The sequence below is a fragment of the Xanthomonas bonasiae genome (assembly GCF_014836395.1).
Taxonomy (GTDB): Bacteria; Pseudomonadota; Gammaproteobacteria; order Xanthomonadales; family Xanthomonadaceae; genus Xanthomonas_A; species Xanthomonas_A bonasiae.
Genome location: NZ_JACSQX010000005.1, coordinates 200,023 through 220,378 on the forward strand (window position 1 = coordinate 200,023; position 20,356 = coordinate 220,378).

Consider the following 20,356-nt stretch of genomic DNA (forward strand, 5'->3'; position numbering starts at 1 on the left):
ATCACCGGCATCGCCCTCAGGATCGCTATGAATCCCGTCCATTTCCTGCGTCGTCGCATCGCCAACCTGCCGATGACGCGCAAGTTCGTGGTGCTGTGCACCCTGCTCGCCATCGGCGTGATCCTGCTCGCCGTCGCCGCCGCGCGTCTGCAATACCTGGACCTGGTGGACGCGCGCAAGCAGACCGTGAAGACCCAGATCGACATGGGCATGAGCGTCATCGAACACTATGCGGCCAAGGCCAAGCGCGGCGAACTCACCGAGGCGCAGGCCCAGGAAGCGGCCAAGTCGGCGCTGGCCGACATGAAGACCAACGGCGGCGTGGACTACTTCTTCATGCTCGACCCGCAGATGCGCATCCTGATGCATCCCAAGCGCAAGGTCGGCACCGACATGAGCGACTACAAGAGCGATGCCGGCGAATACGTGTACCGCGACATCCGCACCGCGGTGACCAGCGGCGACGGCTTCAGCTACTACAGCGCGCCCAAGCCGGGCAAGAAAGAGCAGCTGCCGAAGATCAGTTACGCCAAGCTGTACCCGCAGTGGAACTGGGTGCTGGTGATGGGCGTGTACGCCGAGGACATCCAGGTCGAGGCGCTGGGCTTCACCAAGATCCTGACCGTGATCGGCGCGGCCCTGGTCGGTCTGGTGGTCGGGCTGTGCTGGCTGATCGCCAGCGCCATCGTCACCCCGCTGCGCGCCGCCACGCGCACCGCCGAGGCCATCGCCTCGGGCCGTTTCGACAACACGATCAAGGTGGAATCGCGCGACGAGACCGGGCAGCTGATGACCAGCATGCAGCAGATGCAGACCCAGTTGCAGCGCTTCAACGGCGAGATGCAGACCCTGGTGCAGCTGCAGCAGGGCGACGACATCAGCCACCGCATGCCGGAGGATTTCCCCGGCGATTACGGCACCCTGGCGCGCGGCATGAACACCGCGCTGTTCGAACACCTGGACGCGATCATCGAGGCGATGACGATCATGGGCGAATACGGCCGCGGCGATCTGCGCCGCGACATGCGCCGCCTGCCGGGCCAGCGCGCCGCGCTGCACGAAGCGCTGGATGCGGTGAAGAGCAACCTGTCGGCGATCAACGGCGACATCGCGCGCCTGGCCGATGCGGCGGCGCGCGGCGATTTCTCCGCGCGCGGCGACGAGGCGCGCTACCAGTTCGCGTTCAAGGAAATGGTGGAAGCGCTGAACCGGCTGATGCGGCAGGCCGAAAGCGGCCTGGCCGACGTGGGCCGGATCATGGGCGCGATCGCCGACGGCGATCTGTCGCAGCGCGTGGACGTGCGCTACGAGGGCGCCTTCGGCCAGCTGGCCGAGGCCGCCAACCGCACCGCCGAGCAGCTGACCACGATCGTGCAAGGCATCCAGCGCTCGGCCGAATCGATCAACACCGCCGCCGGCGAGATCGCCAGCGGCAACAGCGACCTGTCGGTGCGCACCGAGCAGCAGGCGGCGAGCCTGGAAGAAACCGCCGCGTCGATGGAAGAGCTGACCTCCACGGTCAAGCAGAACGCCGACAGCGCGCGCCAGGCCAACCAGCTGGTGCTGGGCGCCGGCGAAGTGGCCGAGAGCGGCGGTCGCGTGGTCGAGGACGTGGTCACCACGATGGCCTCGATCAGCGCCGCCTCCGCACGCATCGCCGACATCATCGGCGTCATCGACGGCATCGCGTTCCAGACCAATATCCTGGCGCTCAACGCGGCGGTGGAAGCCGCGCGTGCCGGCGAGCAGGGCCGCGGCTTCGCGGTGGTCGCCTCGGAAGTGCGCTCGCTGGCGCAGCGCTCGGCGGCGGCGGCCAAGGAAATCAAGACCCTGATCTCCGACTCGGTGCAGGAAGTGGAGCAGGGCTCGACCCTGGTCGCGCGTGCCGGCACCACCATGGCCGAGGTGGTGACCTCGGTGAAGCGGGTCACCGACATCATGGCCGAGATCTCCGCGGCCAGCGCCGAGCAGAGTTCGGGCATCGAGCAGGTCAGCAAGACGGTGATGCAGCTGGACGAGACCACGCAGCAGAACGCGGCATTGGTGGAGGAAGCCACCGCGGCGGCGAAGAGCATGGAAGACCAGGCCTCGGACCTGACCCGTGCGGTGGCGGTGTTCCGCCTTGCCGGCGCCGCCAGGCCGGTGGCCGCGGTCGCGCCCAGGCCGGTGACGACCCAGGCCGCGGTCCGTCCGGTCGCCGCCGCACGCGCGCCGATCAAGAAGGCGCCGGCAGCGGCTGCACGCCCGCTGGCGCGGAGCAAGCCCGGCGGCGCGCTGGTGGAAAGTTCGGAGTGGGAAGAGTTCTGAGCCAGCGCCACGACGTCCGTAACGGACGCCATGGCCGATGACGACGCCGATGCCTTAGCGCATCGGCGTCTTCGTTTCTGCGCCGGCCGCTGTCGGCGGCGGCGGCATCACGGTGCGCTCGCGGCGATGTCATGCCACGCCGCGAGCGAGGTGTGGTGCTCCAGCGCAACCCGATCAAGGCGACGCCACTACGTGTGGGAGCGACTTCAGTCGCGACGCGGCGTTGTCGAGGGAGTCTGTCGCGGCTGAAGCCGCTCCTACATGGGGTTGCGCCGTGCCAGTCCGAGCGCATTGCAGGAAGGGTGGCAGCGGTGCTCATGCGGCCCACGCGTTGCGTTGTGCCATCCAGCTGCGCGGCGTGGCTGGCGACTCCGTGGTCGCATCTGCCACACTGCGCCGCCCCGTTCAAGGAAGACTCGCCGGATGCATCTTCGTGCCGTGCTCGCTGCCGTACTCGCCGTGCCCAGTTCCGTCGCCGCTGCGCAGGACACACCCGCATCCGCTGCCGCGCCGCTGCTCACCCAGGTCGCGTTCGCCGGTGGCGACATGCAGTTGGGCGAGCGCGGCGGCCACTGCGCACTGCTGCGCGGCGAGACCGAACTGCTGGCGTTGGCGATCCCGGCGCCGTGCGGGTTCAGTCCAGACCGACACGGCAAGGTGCGCATCGAGCCGTTCAATCGCGGCAGCCGCATCGTGCTGGTCGAGCACATCCGCCCGGATCCGCGACCGCCGCTACGCGGCAGCGTGGGGCCGGAGTGCATCCGCGAGACGCAGGCCGTGCGCGCGATCGGCGGCACGCTGGAGGCCGGCCATGTGATCGCCTCGGCCGGCTGCGATCGCGGCCCGACCGACCAGAAGCTGTTCGTCGCCGGTTTCGGCTGGTGACGGTCGCGCGCGTGACGCGACCGCGCCGGTGCACGTGTCACTCGCCTTCGTCTTCCTCCTCCTCGTCCACTTCGGCATCATCGCCACGCCCGGGTGCATCGGCATCCACCGGTTCCAGCAAGGTGTAGTCGTTGTGCTCGCGGCGCTGGTAGGCCGACGAAACCGGATAGGCCAGCAGCGGCGGCTGCGGCGCCCGTGCCAGGAACGCGGTGGGAAACAGCCGCGGCCCGCGCAGCCAGCTGCGCCAGCGGTCGCCGCTCAGGAAGATCGGCCCGTCCGCGGTCAGCGGCGGCGGAATCGCGGCGTTGGCATGGGTCAGCACGCTGAAGCTGAGCAGTGCCGGTTCGCCGCGTTCCCAGCGTTCCCACAGCCCTGCCGCCAGCAGCACCTGGCCGTCCGCGTGGTGGATGTAATAGGGCTGCGCCGGTTTGCGGCTGCGGTCCCACTTGTAGTATCCGGACAGCGGGATCACGCAGTGCTGGCTCTTCCACGGCGCGGCGAAGATGCGGCTGCGCGCGGCGCGTTCCAGCCGTGCGGTGACGGTGGTGTAGGGCGTGTCCGGCGTCTTCGACCAGCGCGGCACGATGCCCCATTGCAGGCGCTCCACCTGCGCGACGCCGTCGCGGCACAGGAGTGCGGTGGCGAGGTCGCCCTTGCCCAGGTTGTAGTGGTCCGGATAGGCCGCCAGCGCCGCACGCAGCGACGTGTCCAACTGCGCGGGCAGGGCGTCCTCGATGCCGAAGGCCTGTACGAAACGTCTCATCGGTCTCTCGCGTTGCGTGCCTGCAGCTTAGGGCGCACGGCGGGCAAGCGCGGGTGAAGAAGTGGGGCGCGCCGCGATGTGCGCGCATGCGCTCGGCGACGGCGTCGCCGCCGCCGCTGACGGTTTCTTCATGCGTTCTTCCCGCGCGCGCTCGCATATTCCTGGCCCGATATCCGCGATCGCACGACCGTGCGTAGCGCAGGAAGGAGGCAATCGCTCATGTTCTGGAAACGCAATGGCCTGTCGCTGGTGCTGTTGGGGCTGACCCTGCTGTTCATGGGCGGCCAGGCGCTTAGCGGCCACCTCGCCTACAACGACGAACTGCGCCAGCAGGGACTGGCGCCGCTGATGTTCTGGGAATACCTGCACAGCGGCCATTTCGTCGGTGCGCTGTTCGAGAACTGGGAGAGCGAATTCCTGCAGATGGGCATGTATGTGGTGCTGACGGTGAAGCTGCGGCAGTGGGGCTCGGCCGAATCGCGGCCGCTGTCGCCCGAGCAGGAAGACGACAGCGTCGCGCCCGGCACGCCGCCGTGGCCGGTGCGTGCCGGCGGCATCTGGCTGTGGCTGTACGAACGCTCGCTGGCGCTGGCGTTCGGCTTGCTGTTCCTGACCAGCTTCGTGCTGCATGCGCTGGGCAGCTGGCGGCACGAACTGGCCGAGCGGGCGATGCAACGGCTGCCGGCGATCTCGCTTTTCGAGCACGCGACCGGCGCGCAGTTCTGGTTCGAGTCGATGCAGAACTGGCAGAGCGAGTTCCTGGCCGTGTTCGCGCTGGTGGTGCTGACCATCTGGCTGCGGCAGAAGGATTCGCCGCAATCCAAACCGGTGCATGCGCCGCACACGCAGACCGGCGATTGAGCGGGCGCGTGGCTGCCGAGCCTGCTGCGTTCCGAGGCGACGGCGTATTCGTGTGCTGCTGGAGTGCGTCACGCGCGCATGGCCGACACGAGCGAGCTGGCGTATCGGGTTGGAAACAGCTTCGATTCCGATGATGTTAGATATCGTAGGAGCGACTTCAGTCGCGACAGGATGCTATCGAAAGTGCCTGTCGCGACTGAAGTCGCTCCTACAAGTGCCCACGCTGCGGGCGTGTCCCGGTCGGGTCCTGGCGAATCTGCAGCGGCGAAGGACTCGCCGCTGCGGACCGTGTGCTCACAGCTTGATGTCGCCCTTGGTCGAACCGGCGCCCGGACCCGCACCCAGATCGGCGCCGGTGGTCGGATCGCTGTCCTGCTGCGACATGGTGCGCGCCGCAAGCGCCTGCAGCGCGCTCTCCTCGGCCGGACTCAGGCCGACGCTGGGCACGCCGCTGCCGCCATCCACGGCCGCCTGGCGGTTGCGGTCGGAGACCTTTTCCCATTGGCTGCCGCTGTTCCAGGGGCCGTTGATGTCGCCATCGCCCTGCGACATGTCGTAGAACGTGTCGGTGAACGCCGGATCGCCCGGCAGCTTGCCCGGCGGGAAGTTCGGCTCGATCGCGTACAGCGCCTTCTCGAACGACTTCTGGTGCGCTATCTCGCGGGTCATCAGGAACTTCAAGGCATCGACGATGCCCGGATCGTCGGTGACGTTGATCAGGCGCTCGTAGACGATCTTCGCGCGTGCCTCGGCGGCGATATTGGAGCGCAGGTCGGCGGTGGGTTCGCCGATGGAATCCACATACGCCGCACTCCACGGCACGCCGCTGGAGTTCACCAGCGCCGGGCCGCCGCCGTACAGGATCTGCTGGGTCTGGCTGGTGTTGTTGTTCCTGGTCAGGTTGCGCATCTCCTCGGCTTCGACCATGCCTTCGGACAGCACCGCCTTGGGTCCCTGGTTGAGCATGGCGATGATCGAACCGATGATCTCCAGATGGCTCAGTTCCTCGGTGGCGATGTCGTACAGCAGGTCCTTGCGGCCCGGATCGACCTCGCCGATGGCCTGGGTGAAATAGCGCATGGCGGCGGCCAGTTCGCCTTGCGGGCCGCCGAACTGCTCGAGCATCAGCGAGGCCAAGGCCGGATCCGGCTTGGCCACGTGCACCGTGTACATCAACCGCTTGTTGTGCATGAACATGAAAATCTCCTGGAGTGCGCCCACGGCAAAGCCACGACGACCTAGCGATCAGGCGTCGTGGCCAGTGGGCGCGTCTGGGTATAAAAAGCCGCGGCGCCGGCAATCGGCGCCGCGGTCGCGCGGTCAGGCCGCCTTGCGCTTCTGAGCGGCTTCCTGGTTGCCGCCCTGCTCGGCGAGCATGGTCAGCTTCTCGTCGGTGGACTTTTCCTCTTCCAGCGTTTCCAGCAGCAGCTTGAGCGCGTCGGTCTTGCCCAATTGCTTGGCCATCGCGGCCAGCGTGCCGTAGGACGCGATCTCGTAGTGCTCCACTTTCTGCGCGCCGCCGATCAGCGCCGCATCGCGCACCGGGCCGGCCTCGATCGATTCGATCACTTCCTTGCCTTCCTCCACCAGGCCCTCCATCGCCGCGCACTTGATGCGCTTCAGGCGCAGTTCGAGTTTTTCCACGATCTGGTCGATGCGTTCGATCTGGCCCTGGGTCTCTTCCAGATGGGCTTCGAAGGCCGCGCGCAGGGCCGGATTGGTGGAAGCGCGGGCCAGTTTCGGCAGCGCCTTGGTCAGTTGCTTTTCCGCGCTGTAGATGTCGGAAAGTTCGTGCAGGAACAGGTCGTCGATGGTCTTGATAGCCATGTCGGTGGATCTCCGTGATCGGGTAGTGGGATGGTGCAGGGTGGGCGTGCGGACTAGCGCTTGGCGGTCTGGCCCTCGGTCCGTTCGCGTTTCAGGAAGGCCAGGATCGTGGCCTCCTGGTGTTCGATCAGCCACTCGGCCATGGCGATTTCCTGGTCGAGAATGGCGGCGCAGATCTCGGCGATCTGCGTTTGGCCCGCCTCCTTGGCGGCAATGACCAGCGCGCGATAGCTGGCGATTTCCATGTGTTCGAAGGCGTAACTGATCCCGAGGCTCTTGGCCACTTCGTCGCTCATCATCGAATTGCCGGCGGCATGTACCGTCGCCATCACGCTGGCCACGGCCCCCTTGATGGTCGGGATGGAACCGTCGAGCAGTTCGATGCAGCGCTTGACCTGGTCGGACTGGTCGCGGGTCTCGGCGATGTGCTGCTCGATCCGCGCCTTGAGTTCGGGGTAATGCTCCAGGCGGCCGGCGGTGGCGGTCAGCATGGTGTTCGCCTCCTGCTCCATCGCGTAGGCGTCCTGCAGCCATTTCAGCAAACGCTCGGGGTTGCTTCGCGTCATGAACTTCCTCCAAAAGGATTCGTGGATCTTGATAGCGCCGCGCACTCGCGGAGTGCGCCACGTATCGGCTGTTTTTTCCCCTGTGCAGGCCAAGCTAGACGCACGCCCGTTAGCGCGGATGCAATGAAGGGTGAACGCCTTGCGAGGAGCGGAGCGCGTCAACGTCGCGCTGAAAACGCTGAATGCGGCAGCGCTCTCCGCCACCGTCGGGCGTGCGGCGACCGCGCGTTCACGGCGCCCGCGCCAGGCTCGTGCAGGCCATCGATACAGGAGACCCTCGTGCCGAAACTCGATCACGCCGATTGGCCGCAACGTCTGTGGCTGGTGCGGCATGGACAGAGCGCGGGCAATGTCGCCCGCGATATCGCCGAAGCCTCCGGGCAGGAGCTGATCGACATCGCCACGCGCGATGCCGACACGCCGTTGTCCGCACTGGGCGTGCAGCAATCGCAGCAGCTCGGGCAGTGGTTCGCGGCCTTGCCGGCGACGGCGCGGCCCCAGGTCCTGCTGACCTCGCCGTTCCTGCGCGCGCAGCAGACCTGCGCCGCGATCGGCGCGGCGCTGCAGGTGCCGCCGATGGCGCAGCTGCTGGACGAGCGCCTGCGCGAGAAGGAGTTCGGCATCCTCGACCGCTACACCCGGCACGGCATCGTCAGCCGTTTCCCGGAACTGGCCGAACAGCGCGCCTCGGTCGGCAAGTTCTACTTCCGCCCGCCCGGCGGCGAAAGCTGGTGCGACGTGATCCTGCGCCTGCGCAGCGTGGTCGAGGAACTGCGCCGCGATCATGCGGGCCAGCGCGTGTTGATCGTCGCCCACCAGGTCATCGTCAACTGCATGCGCTACCTGCTCGAACGCCTCGACGAGGCGGCGATCCTGGACATCGACCGGGGCGGCGACGTGCCCAACTGCAGCGTCACCGAATACGGCGTCGGCGACGCCGACGGGACGCTGCATTTCGGCCTGGTCCAGGCCAACGCGGTGCCGTTCGAGGTGCCGGTGACCACCGCGGCCGACCAGCCGGGCGGGCCGCGGTGACCCAGGCGCGCGCGATCCCGGTGACCGCGACGCTGTTGCGGCGCTGGCCGTTGCCCAGCGCCGCGGGCATCGCCGGCAAGGAGCAGCGCGGGCGCGTACTGGTGATCGGCGGCAGCTGCGAAATTCCCGGCGCGGCGTTGCTGGCGGCAGAGGCGGCGTTGCGCGCCGGCGCCGGCAAGCTGCAGGTGGCCACCGCGCGCCCGGTGGCCACGGCGATGGCGATCGCCCTGCCCGAGGCCAGGGTGGTGGGCCTGACGGCGGCCGCCGACGGCGAACTGCGCATCGGCGGCCAGGCGCTGCACGCCGATGCCGCGCGCGCCGACGCGCTGTTGCTCGGTCCCGGCATGCGCGCCCGCCCAGCGTTGCGCAAGCAGATCGCGCGGCTGCTGGAGGACACGCGCTGCGGCGTGGTGCTCGATGCCGGGGCGCTGGTCGACACCCGCGACATGGCCGATCCGGCGCGCATCGTGCTGACCCCGCACCATGGCGAGATGTCCGCATTGAGCGGCGTGCCGATCGAGCGCATCGCGGCGGACCCGGCGACCATCGCGCTGCGCTACGCACGCCGCAGCGGCGCGGTGGTGGTGCTGAAGTCGGCGACCACGGTGATTGCCGCGCCGGATGGCACGCACTGGGTGCACCGCGGCGGCAGCGCCAGCCTGGGTACCTCCGGTTCCGGCGACGTGCTGGCCGGCATCATCTGCGGCTTGCAGGCGCGTGGCGCCGGCAGCACGCAGGCGGCGGTGTGGGGCGTGCACCTGCACGCACGTGCCGGCGCGCTGTTGGCGCGGCAGATCGGCCCGCTGGGGCCGCTGGCGCGCGAGATCGCGACGCGGATTCCGGGCCTGCTCGCCGCCGGATGAGGTTGAGGCCGGGCGAGAGCGAAGTGTCGCGGTGCGAGGTGCGCGCGTGGCGCTCGCGCGTAGGCAACGCCGCTGCCGCGCTCACGCGGCGGCGGCGCGGTGGCGGCTATCACTAGTCGGTACTGCGTTGTCGCAGCGATCCGCCAATCGCAGCATGGCCGCCGTTACGGCCCATCACAGCGTCGCGGCACCGCCGGCGATGGTGAGCAGCGTGCCGGAGGTGTAGCTGGAGGTGTCGGCAGCGAGCATTACATAGGCCGAGGCCAGTTCCGCCGGCTGTCCGGGGCGGCCGAACGGCGTCTGCGAGCCGAACTCCTTGACCGAGTCTTCGTCCATGCCGGCAGGAATGAACGGGGTCCAGATCGGCCCCGGCAATACCGCGTTGACCCGGATCTTCTTGTCGGCGAGCAATCCGGCCAGGCCGATGGTCAGATTGGCGACCGCGCCCTTGGTGGTGGAGTAGGGCAGGATGTTGGGCGTGGGCTTCTTCGAGTTGACCGAGGCGGTATTGATGATCGAACCGCCTTCGGGCATATGCGGCACCGCCAGCTGCACCAGATGGAACGGCGCATGCACGTTGGTGGCGAAGGTCTTCTCCCACTCGTCCAGGGTGATTTCCTCGAAGCTGTGGAAGTAGCGTTGGTAGGCGGCGTTGTTGACCAGTACGTCGAGTCCGCCGAAACGCTCGGCCACGGTCGCGATCAGCGCCTGCGCCTGTGCGCGGTCGCTGACGTCGCAGGGGTACAGCAGCACGCGCACGCCGGCGGCCTCGACCAGCTTGCCGATGCGTTCGGCATCGTGCTGTTCGCTGGGCAGGTAGGCGATGGCCACGTCGGCGCCTTCGCGTGCATAGGCGATGGCCACCGCGGCGCCGATGCCGCTGTCGCCGCCGGTGATCAGCGTGCGCTTGCCCTGCAGCAAACCGTGGCCGACGTAGCTGTCCTCGCCATGGTCCGGCTTCGGATCCATCTTGTCGGTCAGGCCGGGGAACGACTGCTGCTGCGGCTTGAAGGGCGGATAGGGATAGTTCGGAACCGGCATGGCGATGTCCTGCTTCGGGGGGAAGGGACACCTTGCGCGTCAGTGGGTAAAGGCCCGGCCAAGATCGCGTCGTCGTCGTGTGTGCAGCGATGCCGCGCGCCGCGCGCGTGTCGGGTTACAGCGGCAGCGACACGCTGAACACGCTGCCGCGGTCCTGTCCGTCGCTGCTGGCGACCACCGTGCCGCCGTGTGCGGTCACGATCTCGCGCACCACGGTCAGTCCGATGCCCAGGCCGCCGCTGTGGAAACCGATCGCATGCGTGTCCTGCACGAACGGTTCGAACACCAACGGCAGCGCCTGCGCGGTGATGCCGATGCCGGTGTCGGAGACGATCAACTGCGCCTGGTCCTCGCTGTGCTGCAGCTCCAGCGCCAACCGGCCGTGCTCGGGCGTGTACTTGGAAGCGTTGTCCAGCAGATTGCGCACCACCTGCGACAGGCGGACGCGGTCGCCGTGCATCCACAGCGCATGCTCGGGCATGGTCAACGCCAACGTCTGCTGGCGCGCGTCGATCGCCGGGCGGCAGGCATTGGCCGCCTCCTCGATGATCTCGCACAGATCCATCGCTTGCTTGATCAGGCGCAGCTTGCCGGTGCGGACCCGAGAAACGTCCAACAGGTCGCCGACCAGGCGGGTCATGTGCGCGACCTCGTGTTCGATGATCTGCTGCATGTTCAGCAGCTCGGCGGGCGCCAGGGTGGTCAGCATCGAGCCAGCGATGCGGATCGGCGTCAGCGGATTGCGCAGCTCGTGCGCCACGAAGGCCAGGAACTCGCCCTGCCGCTGGTAGGCCTTCTCGGCGCCGGCCTGCAATTCCTGCGCGCTCAGTGCCGCCAGCACCAGGTGTTGGTTGGCCTGGCGCAGCTGCGCCTGCTGTTCGCTCTCACCCGCATCTGGTGCCGTCGTTGCGTCGATCGCGCGCGCTTTCGCGCCCAAGGCATTGCGGTGCGCATGCAGTTCGGCGACGCGGCGCGGATCGTAGAATTCGAAGCGGGCCGTCGACAGGCGCTTGGCGCAATACATGGCGTCGTCCGAATGTGACAGCAGGGCCTCCGCGTTGTCGGCATCGTCCGGATACAGGCTGATGCCGATGCTCACCCCCAGCCGCAGCGCATCCTCGCCGGCGACCGCCGGCCGTTCGAAGGCTTCGATCAGCGCCGTCGCTGTCGCGGCGGCGTAGGCGTTGGTGCTCAGTCCGGTCAACACCACGACGAACTCGTCGCCGCCATAGCGCGCCACCGTGACATGCGCGTCGACGATGCCGTCGATGCGCTCGGCGGCCAGGCGCAGGAACCTGTCGCCGGTCGCATGGCCGAGCAGATCGTTGACCTGCTTGAATTCGTTCAGATCCAGGAACAGCACGGCGATCCGGCTGTGCTGCGCGTGCGCCGTGGTGATGGCCAGATTGAGCCGTTCGAACAGCAGTTCGCGGTTCGGCAAGCCGGTCAACGCGTCGCGCTTGGCATGGCGCGTGGCGTCCTGCAGCGCCGTTTCGTAGCTCGCCACTTGCGCCTGGGCGCGTAGCGTGGAGAACACCAGGCGTTCGTTGGCCGCTTGCAGATCGGTCGCCAGTCCGAGCGGCGCACGTTCTTTCAGCGTACTCAGGTCCGCTTGCAACCGATCCAGCTCCAGCCGCGCGACCAGCGACTGGCGGCGCAGGTGCGAGAGCTCGAGCCGGGCCGCGTCGATCGCGTGCTGGTCGGAGGGCGTCTGCATGCGCGGTCAACTCGTGTCGAGGGCGTCATGCACGCCGTATTTGCGCATCGGCCGGCCGCCGAGCAGGCCTTCCTGCTGCGGCAACGCCGCGCCGATGCGAATGCCGCTGTCGTCGATATGGAATTCCCGCAGCGCGTCCGAGTGCGCGCTCGCGCGCACCTTGACCACGGCCATGACCCGGCGCAGCCGGCTGTCCACCTCGATGTAGCGCTGCACGATGATCGCATCGGTCATGAAGGCGGTGCCGTAGGGGCTGAAGCGCAGGTCGGTGTAGCGGTCTTCCAGTTCCGAGGTCATCAGCACGGTGACGCCGGTCGCGGCCAAGGCCACCACCATGCGCGACAGCGATTCGCGAAAGTCTTCGCGAAACGTCGGCGCCAACGCCAGCTCGAACGCCGACAGCGAATCGATCACCACGCGGGTGGCGCCGAGCCGGTCGATTTCCGCGACCAACAACTGCAGGATCTCGTCGATCGACAGGTCCGGCGCACGGCTGTCCACCACGCCGACCTGGCCGCTCGCGATCAATGCCGCCAGCGCGGGCGTGCGCGAGCGCTGCGGCTGCTGCTCGAAGACGACCAGCACGCCGTTGTCGCCATAACGCGCGCCTTCGGCGAGGAACGCCGCGGCGAGCAAGGTCTTGCCGGAGCCGGAGGGGCCTGCGACCAGCAGCGAATAGCCTTGCGGCAGGCCGCCGCCGAGCATCGCATCCAGCTCCGGCACGCCCATCGGCAAGCGCGCGCCGGTGCGCGGCGATGGTGCGCCTAGTGGCAGCACCGGCACCGGCGCGAACACCCGCATGCCGGAATGGTCGATGCGGAACGTGTGCAGCCCCGGCAGCGACGGGCTGCCGCGCATCTTCATGATCTCCATCTTGCGCACCATCGAGTTGCGCTGCACGCTCTGCCGCAACCAGATCAGCCCGTCGGCCACGGTGAACACCGGATTGGGATCGGATTCCACGAAGTATTCGCCGATCAGGAAGGTGGTGGCCTGCCAGCTGGTCATCAGCATGCCCAACTGCTGGATGAAGCGTTGCAGGCTGTTGTGCAGGTTGCCGTCGGCGGTGCTGGCCAGCGCCACCGAGCGGAACGAATCGACGAACACCAGCGCTGGGCCGTGCGCCTCCACTTCGGCGACCATGCGCGCCAGCACCCGGTCCAAATCGCCGGCCAGGGTTTCCTCGGAGAGGTTGACGAAGTGGATCGTGGCGTTGATCGCCGTTGTATCGAAGAAGTCGAACTGCTGCTGGTAGCGCAGCATCTTCAGTGGCGGCTCGCCGAGCACGCTGAAGTACAGCGCCGGACGCTCGGGCGTGGCCAGCGCGAACATCATCTGGTGCGCGAGCGTGGTCTTGCCGCAGCCGGGCGGCCCGGCGATCAGGTTGAACGAGAATTCGGGCAATCCTCCACCCAATACCTTGTCGAGTCCGGGGACGCCGGTCCGCAGGCAATGAATGGCGACTTTGCTGCTCATGGGGAAGTGTCCTGCGCGGGAGGTCCGCTGGAAGAGGCGACCCACACCGACTGCAACAGCCGTTCGGTGAGGGTTGCGCCGATCATGCTGTCCAGCACGCCATGAAAGGTCGAAAGGAATGTGCCGCCGCCTGCGGCCGCGGTGGTGGCGCTTTGCTGGCCCAGCACCAGGCCGAAGCTGTCTAGCGCGGCGTGTTCGCTGGACGCCTCGGTCGCGACAAAGGCCTCTTCCAGCCACGGGAAGCGGTCCTTGGTCAGGAACAGGGCGCGTTTGAACAGTGCGGCGACGCCGCGTGCGCCCAGGATCGGGATCAGTGCCTGTTCGATCTGCCGCCACGTCGAAGTGACGGATGTCGCGATCGTCGACGCCTCGGCGCCGTCGGCTGCTTGTCGTGCGAGCGCGGCTACCGTCGCAGATAACGCGGGGTTCTCCATTGCCTTGCGCGTACCTGCGGATTATGTGTCCCCACTGTATACCTTCGGTCACGCAACGCGCGTGGCGTTGTACTCATGCGTCCGGCAACCGCCGGTAAAAGCGGGGCGATGCTATCGGCGGCGGGTACGGCAGGAGCGCGCCGAGGCATTCCGCCCATCGCAACGCCCTGCCGATCAAGGCGGAAGGCGGGTTATGGACGGATACGTAGACAGCGAATAAACAGTTCAGGGCGCAATGGCGTCGAGCCCATGCGCCGGCGCGGAAGCGATTACGCCGAAGCGGCGATCGTGCGCGAGCCGAGGATGATCATGCGCAGCATCGCGCTGATCTGGCGGATCAGTTCCGGGTCTTTCTCCGGCGGCAGGTCCATCGCGGTGGCGCCCATCGCGAACACCAGCCGGGTGATCGCCTTGGACACCAGCGCCGGCTCGTGTAGCGGCGCATTGTCGATCGCGGCCAGGCGGATCAGGTCCACGCGCAGCTCTTCCTCGAAGTAGTTCAGCTCGCGGTCCACCGCGTGCTTGAACGCGTCCGAGCCGACCGTGCCCTCGCGCAGCAGCACGTGCAGCAGCTTGTCGTCGGCGCGCAGCTGCTCCATGAAGGTTTCCACCGAACTGAGGATCACGCTGCGGTTGCTGCCGGCCGCGCGCTGCCGCGCCTGGCCGATGATGGTGCGCAGCGAACTGCCGGCCAGGTCGATCAGTGCCACCGCCAATTCGTCCATGTCGCGGAACTGGCGATAGAAGCTGTTCGGGGCGATGCCGGCCTCGCGGGTCACTTCGCGCAGGCTCAGCGTGGACACGCTGCGGTGCGGCCCGATCAGCTTCAGCGCCGCCGCCAGCAGGTCTTCGCGCGAGATCGCGCTCTTGCGCGCGGGCAGCGCGTCCTCGGACAGGGGCAGGGGAACGATGGACGTCATGGGCGGACTGGGCGAGACAAGGCCGCGATCATACCCCTCTTCGTGAATATACAACTGTATAGACATCTGTATCTGCGCCTGTATAGTGGGCGCCATGAACGCTGCCCGCCGTCCTGCCGCCACCCGCTCCGCCACCCGCGCCCTGCGCGCCTGGGTGCAGCCGGAGGTGTTCGATTTCTGGTCCACGCGGATCCATCCGCTGTGGACCTGGCAGCGCCCGCGCGCGCGGCTGCTGCAGCGCGAACGCGCCAGCAGCGACGCGGTGACCCTGATCCTCAAGGCCAACCGCCACTGGCGCGGCCTGCGCGCCGGCCAGCACGTGCAACTGGGCGTGGAGATCGACGGACGTCGCCTGACCCGCAGCTACAGCCCCACGCCGCTGCCGGGCGGGCGCCTGGCGATCACCGTCAAGACGATCGACGGCGGCCGCGTCAGCCAGTACCTGGCCGACGCCGCACGGATCGGCGAGACCTTCGAACTGGGCCAGGCGTTCGGCGACATGGTGCTGCCCGCCGCGCCGCAGGGACGCTGGCTGCTGCTGGCCGCCGGCAGCGGCATCACCCCGATGCGCGCGCTGCTGCGGCAGCTGGCCGACGCCGGCATGCCGGCCGACGTGGACCTGATCTACTGGGCGCGGCGCCGCGACCAGGTGTGCTTCGTCGACGAACTGCAGGCGCTGGCCGCCGCGCACCCGCGTTTCCGCCTGCAGCTGGCGATCACCGGCGAAGGCGATGCGCCGGCGCCGCGCGTGGACACGTTGCCGCTGGCGCACCTGGCCGGGCTGGAGCAGGCGCAGGTGCTGGCCTGCGGTCCCGGCGGCTTCGTGCAGGCCGCGCGTGCGCGTCTGGAAGGCAGCGTCGCGCGCTTCCAGGCCGAGGCGTTCAGCACGCCGCTGCTGGCCGATGCCGAACACGGCACGGTCGCGGTGACGCTGGCGCGTAGCGGCCGTGTGCTACAGCTGCCGCGCGGGCAATCGCTGCTGACTGCGCTGGAAGCCGAAGGCCTGCGCCCGAAGCACGGTTGCCGCATGGGCATCTGCAACAGCTGCGCGTGCGGCAAGCAATCCGGGGCGACCCGCGACCTGCTCACCGGCGCGCACGCCACCGAACCGGGTTCGATGCTGAAGCTGTGCATCAACAGCGCCAGCAGCGACCTGATCCTGGACCTTTGAAGGACTTCCCCATGGCTGCTCCCCGCAACCGCGCACTGACCCCGGCCGAACTGCAGGCCTTCGGCGACGAACTCGATGCGCTGCGCGTGCGCACCGTCGCCACCCTGGGCGAGGCCGACGCGCGCTACATCCGCCGCATCGTCGCCGCGGTGCGCTACACCGGCCTGGCCGGGCGCGCGCTGCTGTTCCTGGGCGCGTTCGTGCACAGCGTGCTGTGGCCGGCGTGGATCGCCGGCGTGGCGCTGCTGACCCTGTCCAAGATCCTGGAGAACATGGAACTGGGCCACAACGTGATGCACGGCCAGTACGACTGGATGGGCGATGCCCAGCTCAACGGCAACACCTACGAGTGGGACATCGTCGCCACCGGCGACAACTGGCGCAAGACGCACAACTTCAAGCACCACACCTACACCAACGTGCGCGGCATGGACGACGACATCGGCTACGGCCTGCTGCGCATCTTCCCCGAGCAGCGCTGGCGTCCGTTCTATCTGGCGCAGCCGTTCATCGCGGTGGTGTTCGCGCTGCTGTTCGAATGGGGCGTGGCGATCCAGGACCTGCGCCTGGGCCGCTGGTTCGCCGGCAAGATGAAGCGCGGCGAGCTGCGCCGCACCTTCCTGCCGGTCGGCCGCAAGATGGGCCGGCAGATCCTGAAGGACTACGTGATCTTCCCGGCGCTGGCCGGCCCGTTCTTCCTGACCGTGCTGCTGGGCAACCTCGCCGCCAACGTGCTGCGCAGCATCTGGACCTTCGTGATCATCTTCTGCGGCCACTTCACCGCCGATGCGGAGACCTTCCCGAAGGAGTCGATCAAGGGCGAGTCGCGCGGCCACTGGTATCTGCGCCAGCTGCGCGGTTCTTCCAACCTGGCCGGCGGCAAGCTGCTGAACGTGCTGTCGGGCAACCTGAGCCACCAGATCGAGCACCACTTCTACCCGGACATCCCGGCCAACCGCTACGCGGCGCTGGCGGTGGAGGTGAAGGCGATCTGCGCGCGCTACGGCCAGCACTACAACACCGGCTCGCTGCCGCGCCAGTTCGGCCAGGTGATGTGGCGGATCGTGCGCCACGCCTTCCCGAGCCGGCCGCGGCCGGTGCGCCAGGTACGCCAGCACGAGGCGATGCAGCAGACGGGTTGATCGCGCCGGACGACGCGTGATGCCAACGAAAGCAGGCCAGTCTGGCCTGCTTTTTTTATGCCGACTCCTTTGGGCTTGCGGCCGTAGTCTTGTGCAGACGGGAGGAAATGGCGGGGTGCAGGCGCTGCCAGGATATGGAAATATGTACCCGTTTCGGGTATGTTTTGGAGGCAAGGATGACTCGCACGTTCAAGCGAAGGGATTTTGCGCGGTGGCAGGCCGGCGAAAAGCTGTCCGGCACCGTTCTGTGCAAAGCGGTCCAGGAGATGGAAGCCTGGCTGATTGACGTGGATCTGGGCGGTCAGCTCTACAAGAAGCGGGTGGCCCGTCCTGGCGGCGGCAAGAGCGGTGGTTACCGCACGTTGTTGGCCGCTCGCATCGGCAGTCGCTACGTGTTCCTGCATGGGTTCCCCAAGAGCGGCAAGGCGAACATCGCGCAGGAAGAGAAGAAAGCGCTGCAGTTCGCCGGCAAGGTGTTTCTGGAACTGTCCGGGGAAGCCTTGCTGAAAGCCTTGCAGTCGGGCGTATTAGTGGAGGTGCGGTGTGAGCAAAATCATTGAATCGCTGCGTGGTGATCTGGCCGCGCTCCACGAAGCGGGAGCGATCGGCAAGGTGACGATGCGCGAATTCGACGCGATCTGTCCGCCGCCGGTGCGAGCGTTCGGCGCGGCCGACATCAAGCGTCTACGCGAAGCCCTGAAGTTCAGCCAGCCAGTATTCGCGCATCACCTGCATACCACGGCATCGACGGTGCGCAAGTGGGAGCAGGGCGAAACCCGTCCTGCCGGGCCAGCGCTCAAGCTGCTCAACGTGATCGCCGACAAGGGGCTTCAGGCGATCCTGTAACGCGTGCCATGCGTTTCCGGCGCAGTGCTACAGCAGCGCGGTGCAGGTGGCTAAGCGTTGGCGCACGGCCAAGCGTGGCGACGGGACATGCACACGGACTGGCGGGAGAACCCGCCGGTTTTGTGCCTGACTTTCCACGCATCGCTCACGCGGCGGCGCAGATCATCCGCGCTGCCCGCGCATCACGCCTGGTGCGCCGGTCCATTCGACTGCGCGAGGTGTGCGATGAAGGCTGCAAACCTGTTCAATGCCGTCGCCAAGAAAGCGTCGTACGCGGCCGGCACGCCGTGGACATTCTGCATCGCGCTCGGCATCGTGGCGCTATGGGGCGCCAGCGGCCCGGTGTTCGGCTTCAACGATACCTGGCAGCTGGTGATCAACACCGGGACCACCATCATCACCTTCCTGATGGTGTTCCTGATCCAGCATACCCAGAACGCCGACACCGCGGCGATGCAGATCAAGCTCGACGAGCTGATCCGCGCCACGCGCGAAGCCAACAACGAGCTGCTGAACCTGGAAGAGCTGGACGAGAAGCGCCTGGAACAGATCCGCAAGCAGTACGAAGCGCTGGCGCGTGCGGCCGGACGCGAGCAGCAGGCACGCACGGGCAGCGGCGGGCAGCAGGCGACGGCCGCCGCGCCGGATGTCGACACCGCCGAGTGAGCGGCTTCGCACGCCGCGCCGCGCGCGTGCGCCCGGCGGCTCCGTGACGCCGGACTTACGCCTCGCGTGGGACGCTGTCGCTCCCCCTCCCGCGGAGCAGCGCACGTGTCGAAACTCAGCATCGCCCGGCATCTGGCCGAAACCCTGGAAAGCGCCGGTGTCGAGCGCATCTGGGGAGTGACCGGCGACAGCCTCAACGGGCTGACCGACGCGCTGCGGCAGATGGACAGCATCGAATGGATGCACGTGCGCCACGAAGAGGTGGCCGCGTTCGCCGCCGGCGCCGAGGCCGCGCTGACCGGCAAGCTCGCGGTCTGCGCCGGCAGCTGCGGGCCGGGCAACCTGCACCTGATCAACGGCCTGTTCGACTGCCATCGCAGCCACCAGCCGGTGCTGGCGATCGCCGCGCATATCCCGTCTTCCGAGATCGGCCTGGGCTACTTCCAGGAAACCCATCCGCAGGAGCTGTTCCGCGAGTGCAGCCACTATGTCGAACTGGTCACCAATCCGGCGCAGATGCCGGAGGTGCTGCACCGGGCGATGCGCACCGCGATCCTGAAACAGGGCGTGGCGGTGGTGGTGATTCCCGGCGACGTGGCGCTGCAGGAGCTGCCCAAGGGCACGCCGAGCGCCTGGCCGGCGCTTGCGCCGCCGCGGATCCTGCCGGCCGACGCCGACGTGGAGCGCCTGGCCGAGCTGCTGCAGGCAAGCGAGGCGACCACGTTGCTGTGCGGCAGCGGCTGCGCCGGCGCGCACGACGAGCTGGTGGCGCTGGCCGACCTGCTCGGCGCGCCGATCGTGCACGCGCTGCGCGGCAAGGAGCACGTGGAATGGGACAACCCGTTCGACGTCGGCATGACCGGCCTGATCGGTTTCAGTTCCGGCTACCAGGCCATGCTCAACTGTGACACGCTGTTGATGCTCGGCACCGATTTCCCGTACCGCCAGTTCTATCCGAAGGACGCGGCGATCGTGCAGGTCGATCGCGATCCGGCCGCGCTGGGCCGGCGCACGCCGCTGCAACTGGGCATCGCCGCCGACGTGCGCGAGACCATCGCCGCGCTGCTGCCGAAACTGCAGCGGCGCGAGCAGCGCGGCTTCCTTGACAAGTCGCTGGCGCATTACTGCAAGGCGCGCGAAGGCCTCGACGAACTGGCCGTGGCGGCCGCGCCCGGCGAACCGCTGCACCCGCAGTTCGTGACCCGGATGATCGATGCGCTGGCCGACGAGGATGCGATCTTCAGCTGCGATGTCGGCACGCCCACGGTGTGGGCGGCGCGCTATCTGACCATGAACGGCAAGCGCCGCCTGCTCGGTTCGTTCAACCACGGCTCGATGGCCAACGCGATGCCGCAGGCGCTGGGCGCGCAGGCGCAGTTCCCGCGGCGGCAGGTGATCTCGCTGTCCGGCGACGGCGGCTTCACCATGCTGATGGGCGATTTCATCTCCCTGGCGCAGCTGGGGCTGCCGGTGAAGGTGGTGGTCTACAACAATGCCTCGCTGGGCTTCGTGGCGATGGAGATGAAGTCGGCCGGCTATCTGGATACCGGTACCGACCTGAGCAATCCGGACTTCGCGGCGATGAGCAACGCGATGGGCATCCTCGGCCTGCGCGTGGACGAGTCGGCGCAACTGGAGCCGGCGCTGCGCCAGGCCTTCGCGCATCCGGGGCCGGTGCTGGTCGATGTGCGCGTGGCCACCCAGGAGCTGGTGATTCCGCCGGCGATCAAGCTGGAGCAGGCCAAGGGCATGGGCCTGTATCTGTTGCGCGCGGTGATGAGCGGGCGCGGCGACGAGGTCGTCGAACTGGTCAAGACCAATCTGCGCTGAGCCGTG

20 protein-coding genes are annotated in these 20,356 nt (G+C 67.9%); 11 read left to right on the forward strand and 9 right to left on the reverse strand.

Annotated features, from left to right (window positions below; translation table 11 throughout):
• Nucleotides 1-45: 45 nt before the first annotated feature.
• Entirely contained in the window at nucleotides 46-2,307 is a 2,262-nt protein-coding gene (locus tag H9658_RS09710; protein ID WP_191825322.1) for a methyl-accepting chemotaxis protein, read from the forward strand.
• A 423-nt stretch (nucleotides 2,308-2,730) separates the two neighbouring features.
• Nucleotides 2,731-3,192 carry a hypothetical protein gene (locus tag H9658_RS09715; RefSeq protein WP_179567527.1) on the forward strand — a complete coding sequence of 154 codons (462 nt, stop codon included), beginning with the start codon at nucleotides 2,731-2,733 and terminating at the stop codon, nucleotides 3,190-3,192.
• Nucleotides 3,193-3,229: 37 nt separating this feature from the next.
• On the opposite strand, the gene H9658_RS09720 is transcribed toward H9658_RS09715, so the two are convergent.
• Entirely contained in the window at nucleotides 3,230-3,955 is a 726-nt protein-coding gene (locus H9658_RS09720; protein WP_191825193.1) for an SOS response-associated peptidase, read from the reverse strand.
• A 219-nt stretch (nucleotides 3,956-4,174) separates the two neighbouring features.
• Between H9658_RS09720 and H9658_RS09725 the strand changes: the two genes are divergently transcribed.
• Complete coding sequence (locus tag H9658_RS09725; RefSeq protein WP_191825194.1) at nucleotides 4,175-4,816, forward strand: DUF6766 family protein; 642 nt, start codon at nucleotides 4,175-4,177, stop codon at nucleotides 4,814-4,816.
• 294 nt (nucleotides 4,817-5,110) lie between these two features.
• On the opposite strand, the gene H9658_RS09730 is transcribed toward H9658_RS09725, so the two are convergent.
• The 3 genes from H9658_RS09730 to H9658_RS09740 form a co-directional block, all read right to left on the reverse strand.
• Nucleotides 5,111-6,013: a manganese catalase family protein gene (locus tag H9658_RS09730; RefSeq protein WP_191825195.1), complete on the reverse strand. Its 903-nt coding sequence runs from the start codon at nucleotides 6,011-6,013 to the stop codon at nucleotides 5,111-5,113.
• A 123-nt stretch (nucleotides 6,014-6,136) separates the two neighbouring features.
• A complete protein-coding gene (locus tag H9658_RS09735) occupies nucleotides 6,137-6,643 on the reverse strand; it encodes a YciE/YciF ferroxidase family protein (protein WP_185815178.1) in 507 nt (168 codons plus the stop codon).
• Nucleotides 6,644-6,696: 53 nt separating this feature from the next.
• Nucleotides 6,697-7,209, reverse strand: a complete 513-nt coding sequence (locus H9658_RS09740) for a ferritin-like domain-containing protein (RefSeq protein ID WP_191825196.1) — start codon at nucleotides 7,207-7,209, stop codon at nucleotides 6,697-6,699.
• A gap of 279 nt (nucleotides 7,210-7,488) precedes the next feature.
• Here H9658_RS09740 and H9658_RS09745 point away from each other — a divergent pair, with 279 nt between their 5' ends.
• Together H9658_RS09745 and H9658_RS09750 are read left to right on the forward strand one after the other, a co-directional pair.
• Nucleotides 7,489-8,244 (forward strand): histidine phosphatase family protein, encoded by a 756-nt coding sequence (locus H9658_RS09745; RefSeq protein WP_318241282.1) that lies wholly within the window; start codon nucleotides 7,489-7,491, stop codon nucleotides 8,242-8,244.
• Nucleotides 8,241-9,107 carry an NAD(P)H-hydrate dehydratase gene (locus tag H9658_RS09750; protein ID WP_191825197.1) on the forward strand — a complete coding sequence of 289 codons (867 nt, stop codon included), beginning with the start codon at nucleotides 8,241-8,243 and terminating at the stop codon, nucleotides 9,105-9,107. The genes H9658_RS09745 and H9658_RS09750 overlap by 4 nt, the downstream gene beginning before the upstream one ends.
• A 174-nt stretch (nucleotides 9,108-9,281) precedes the next feature.
• Here the strand turns inward: H9658_RS09750 and H9658_RS09755 are convergent, their stop codons facing one another.
• The 5 genes from H9658_RS09755 to fabR all read right to left on the reverse strand — a co-directional run bounded on the left by H9658_RS09755 (nucleotide 9,282) and on the right by fabR (nucleotide 14,695).
• Nucleotides 9,282-10,148: an SDR family oxidoreductase gene (locus tag H9658_RS09755; RefSeq protein WP_191825198.1), complete on the reverse strand. Its 867-nt coding sequence runs from the start codon at nucleotides 10,146-10,148 to the stop codon at nucleotides 9,282-9,284.
• A gap of 115 nt (nucleotides 10,149-10,263) precedes the next feature.
• Entirely contained in the window at nucleotides 10,264-11,865 is a 1,602-nt protein-coding gene (locus H9658_RS09760; RefSeq protein ID WP_191825199.1) for a diguanylate cyclase domain-containing protein, read from the reverse strand.
• 6 nt (nucleotides 11,866-11,871) lie between these two features.
• Nucleotides 11,872-13,341, reverse strand: a complete 1,470-nt coding sequence (locus H9658_RS09765; RefSeq protein WP_191825200.1) for an ATPase domain-containing protein — start codon at nucleotides 13,339-13,341, stop codon at nucleotides 11,872-11,874.
• Nucleotides 13,338-13,775: a hypothetical protein gene (locus H9658_RS09770; RefSeq protein ID WP_191825201.1), complete on the reverse strand. Its 438-nt coding sequence runs from the start codon at nucleotides 13,773-13,775 to the stop codon at nucleotides 13,338-13,340. Before H9658_RS09770 ends, H9658_RS09765 begins: the two co-directional genes overlap by 4 nt.
• A gap of 269 nt (nucleotides 13,776-14,044) precedes the next feature.
• Nucleotides 14,045-14,695, reverse strand: coding sequence for an HTH-type transcriptional repressor FabR (gene fabR / locus H9658_RS09775; protein ID WP_191825202.1), 651 nt, complete (start codon nucleotides 14,693-14,695; stop codon nucleotides 14,045-14,047).
• A 94-nt stretch (nucleotides 14,696-14,789) separates the two neighbouring features.
• On the opposite strand from fabR, the gene H9658_RS09780 reads away from it, so the two are divergent.
• The 6 genes from H9658_RS09780 (at nucleotide 14,790) to poxB (ending at nucleotide 20,350) form a co-directional block, all read left to right on the forward strand.
• Nucleotides 14,790-15,866, forward strand: coding sequence for a ferredoxin reductase (locus H9658_RS09780; protein ID WP_191825203.1), 1,077 nt, complete (start codon nucleotides 14,790-14,792; stop codon nucleotides 15,864-15,866).
• 11 nt (nucleotides 15,867-15,877) lie between these two features.
• Nucleotides 15,878-17,008 (forward strand): fatty acid desaturase family protein, encoded by a 1,131-nt coding sequence (locus tag H9658_RS09785; RefSeq protein ID WP_179567496.1) that lies wholly within the window; start codon nucleotides 15,878-15,880, stop codon nucleotides 17,006-17,008.
• Nucleotides 17,009-17,184: 176 nt separating this feature from the next.
• Nucleotides 17,185-17,568, forward strand: coding sequence for a type II toxin-antitoxin system RelE/ParE family toxin (locus H9658_RS09790; protein WP_191825204.1), 384 nt, complete (start codon nucleotides 17,185-17,187; stop codon nucleotides 17,566-17,568).
• On the forward strand, nucleotides 17,552-17,854 hold the full coding sequence (locus tag H9658_RS09795) for a helix-turn-helix domain-containing protein (protein ID WP_191825205.1): 303 nt from the start codon (nucleotides 17,552-17,554) through the stop codon (nucleotides 17,852-17,854). Before H9658_RS09790 ends, H9658_RS09795 begins: the two co-directional genes overlap by 17 nt.
• A gap of 225 nt (nucleotides 17,855-18,079) precedes the next feature.
• Nucleotides 18,080-18,520 carry a low affinity iron permease family protein gene (locus H9658_RS09800; RefSeq protein ID WP_191825206.1) on the forward strand — a complete coding sequence of 147 codons (441 nt, stop codon included), beginning with the start codon at nucleotides 18,080-18,082 and terminating at the stop codon, nucleotides 18,518-18,520.
• Nucleotides 18,521-18,640: 120 nt separating this feature from the next.
• Nucleotides 18,641-20,350 (forward strand): ubiquinone-dependent pyruvate dehydrogenase, encoded by a 1,710-nt coding sequence (poxB, locus tag H9658_RS09805; protein ID WP_191825324.1) that lies wholly within the window; start codon nucleotides 18,641-18,643, stop codon nucleotides 20,348-20,350.
• The last annotated feature ends 6 nt before the right edge of the window (nucleotides 20,351-20,356 follow it).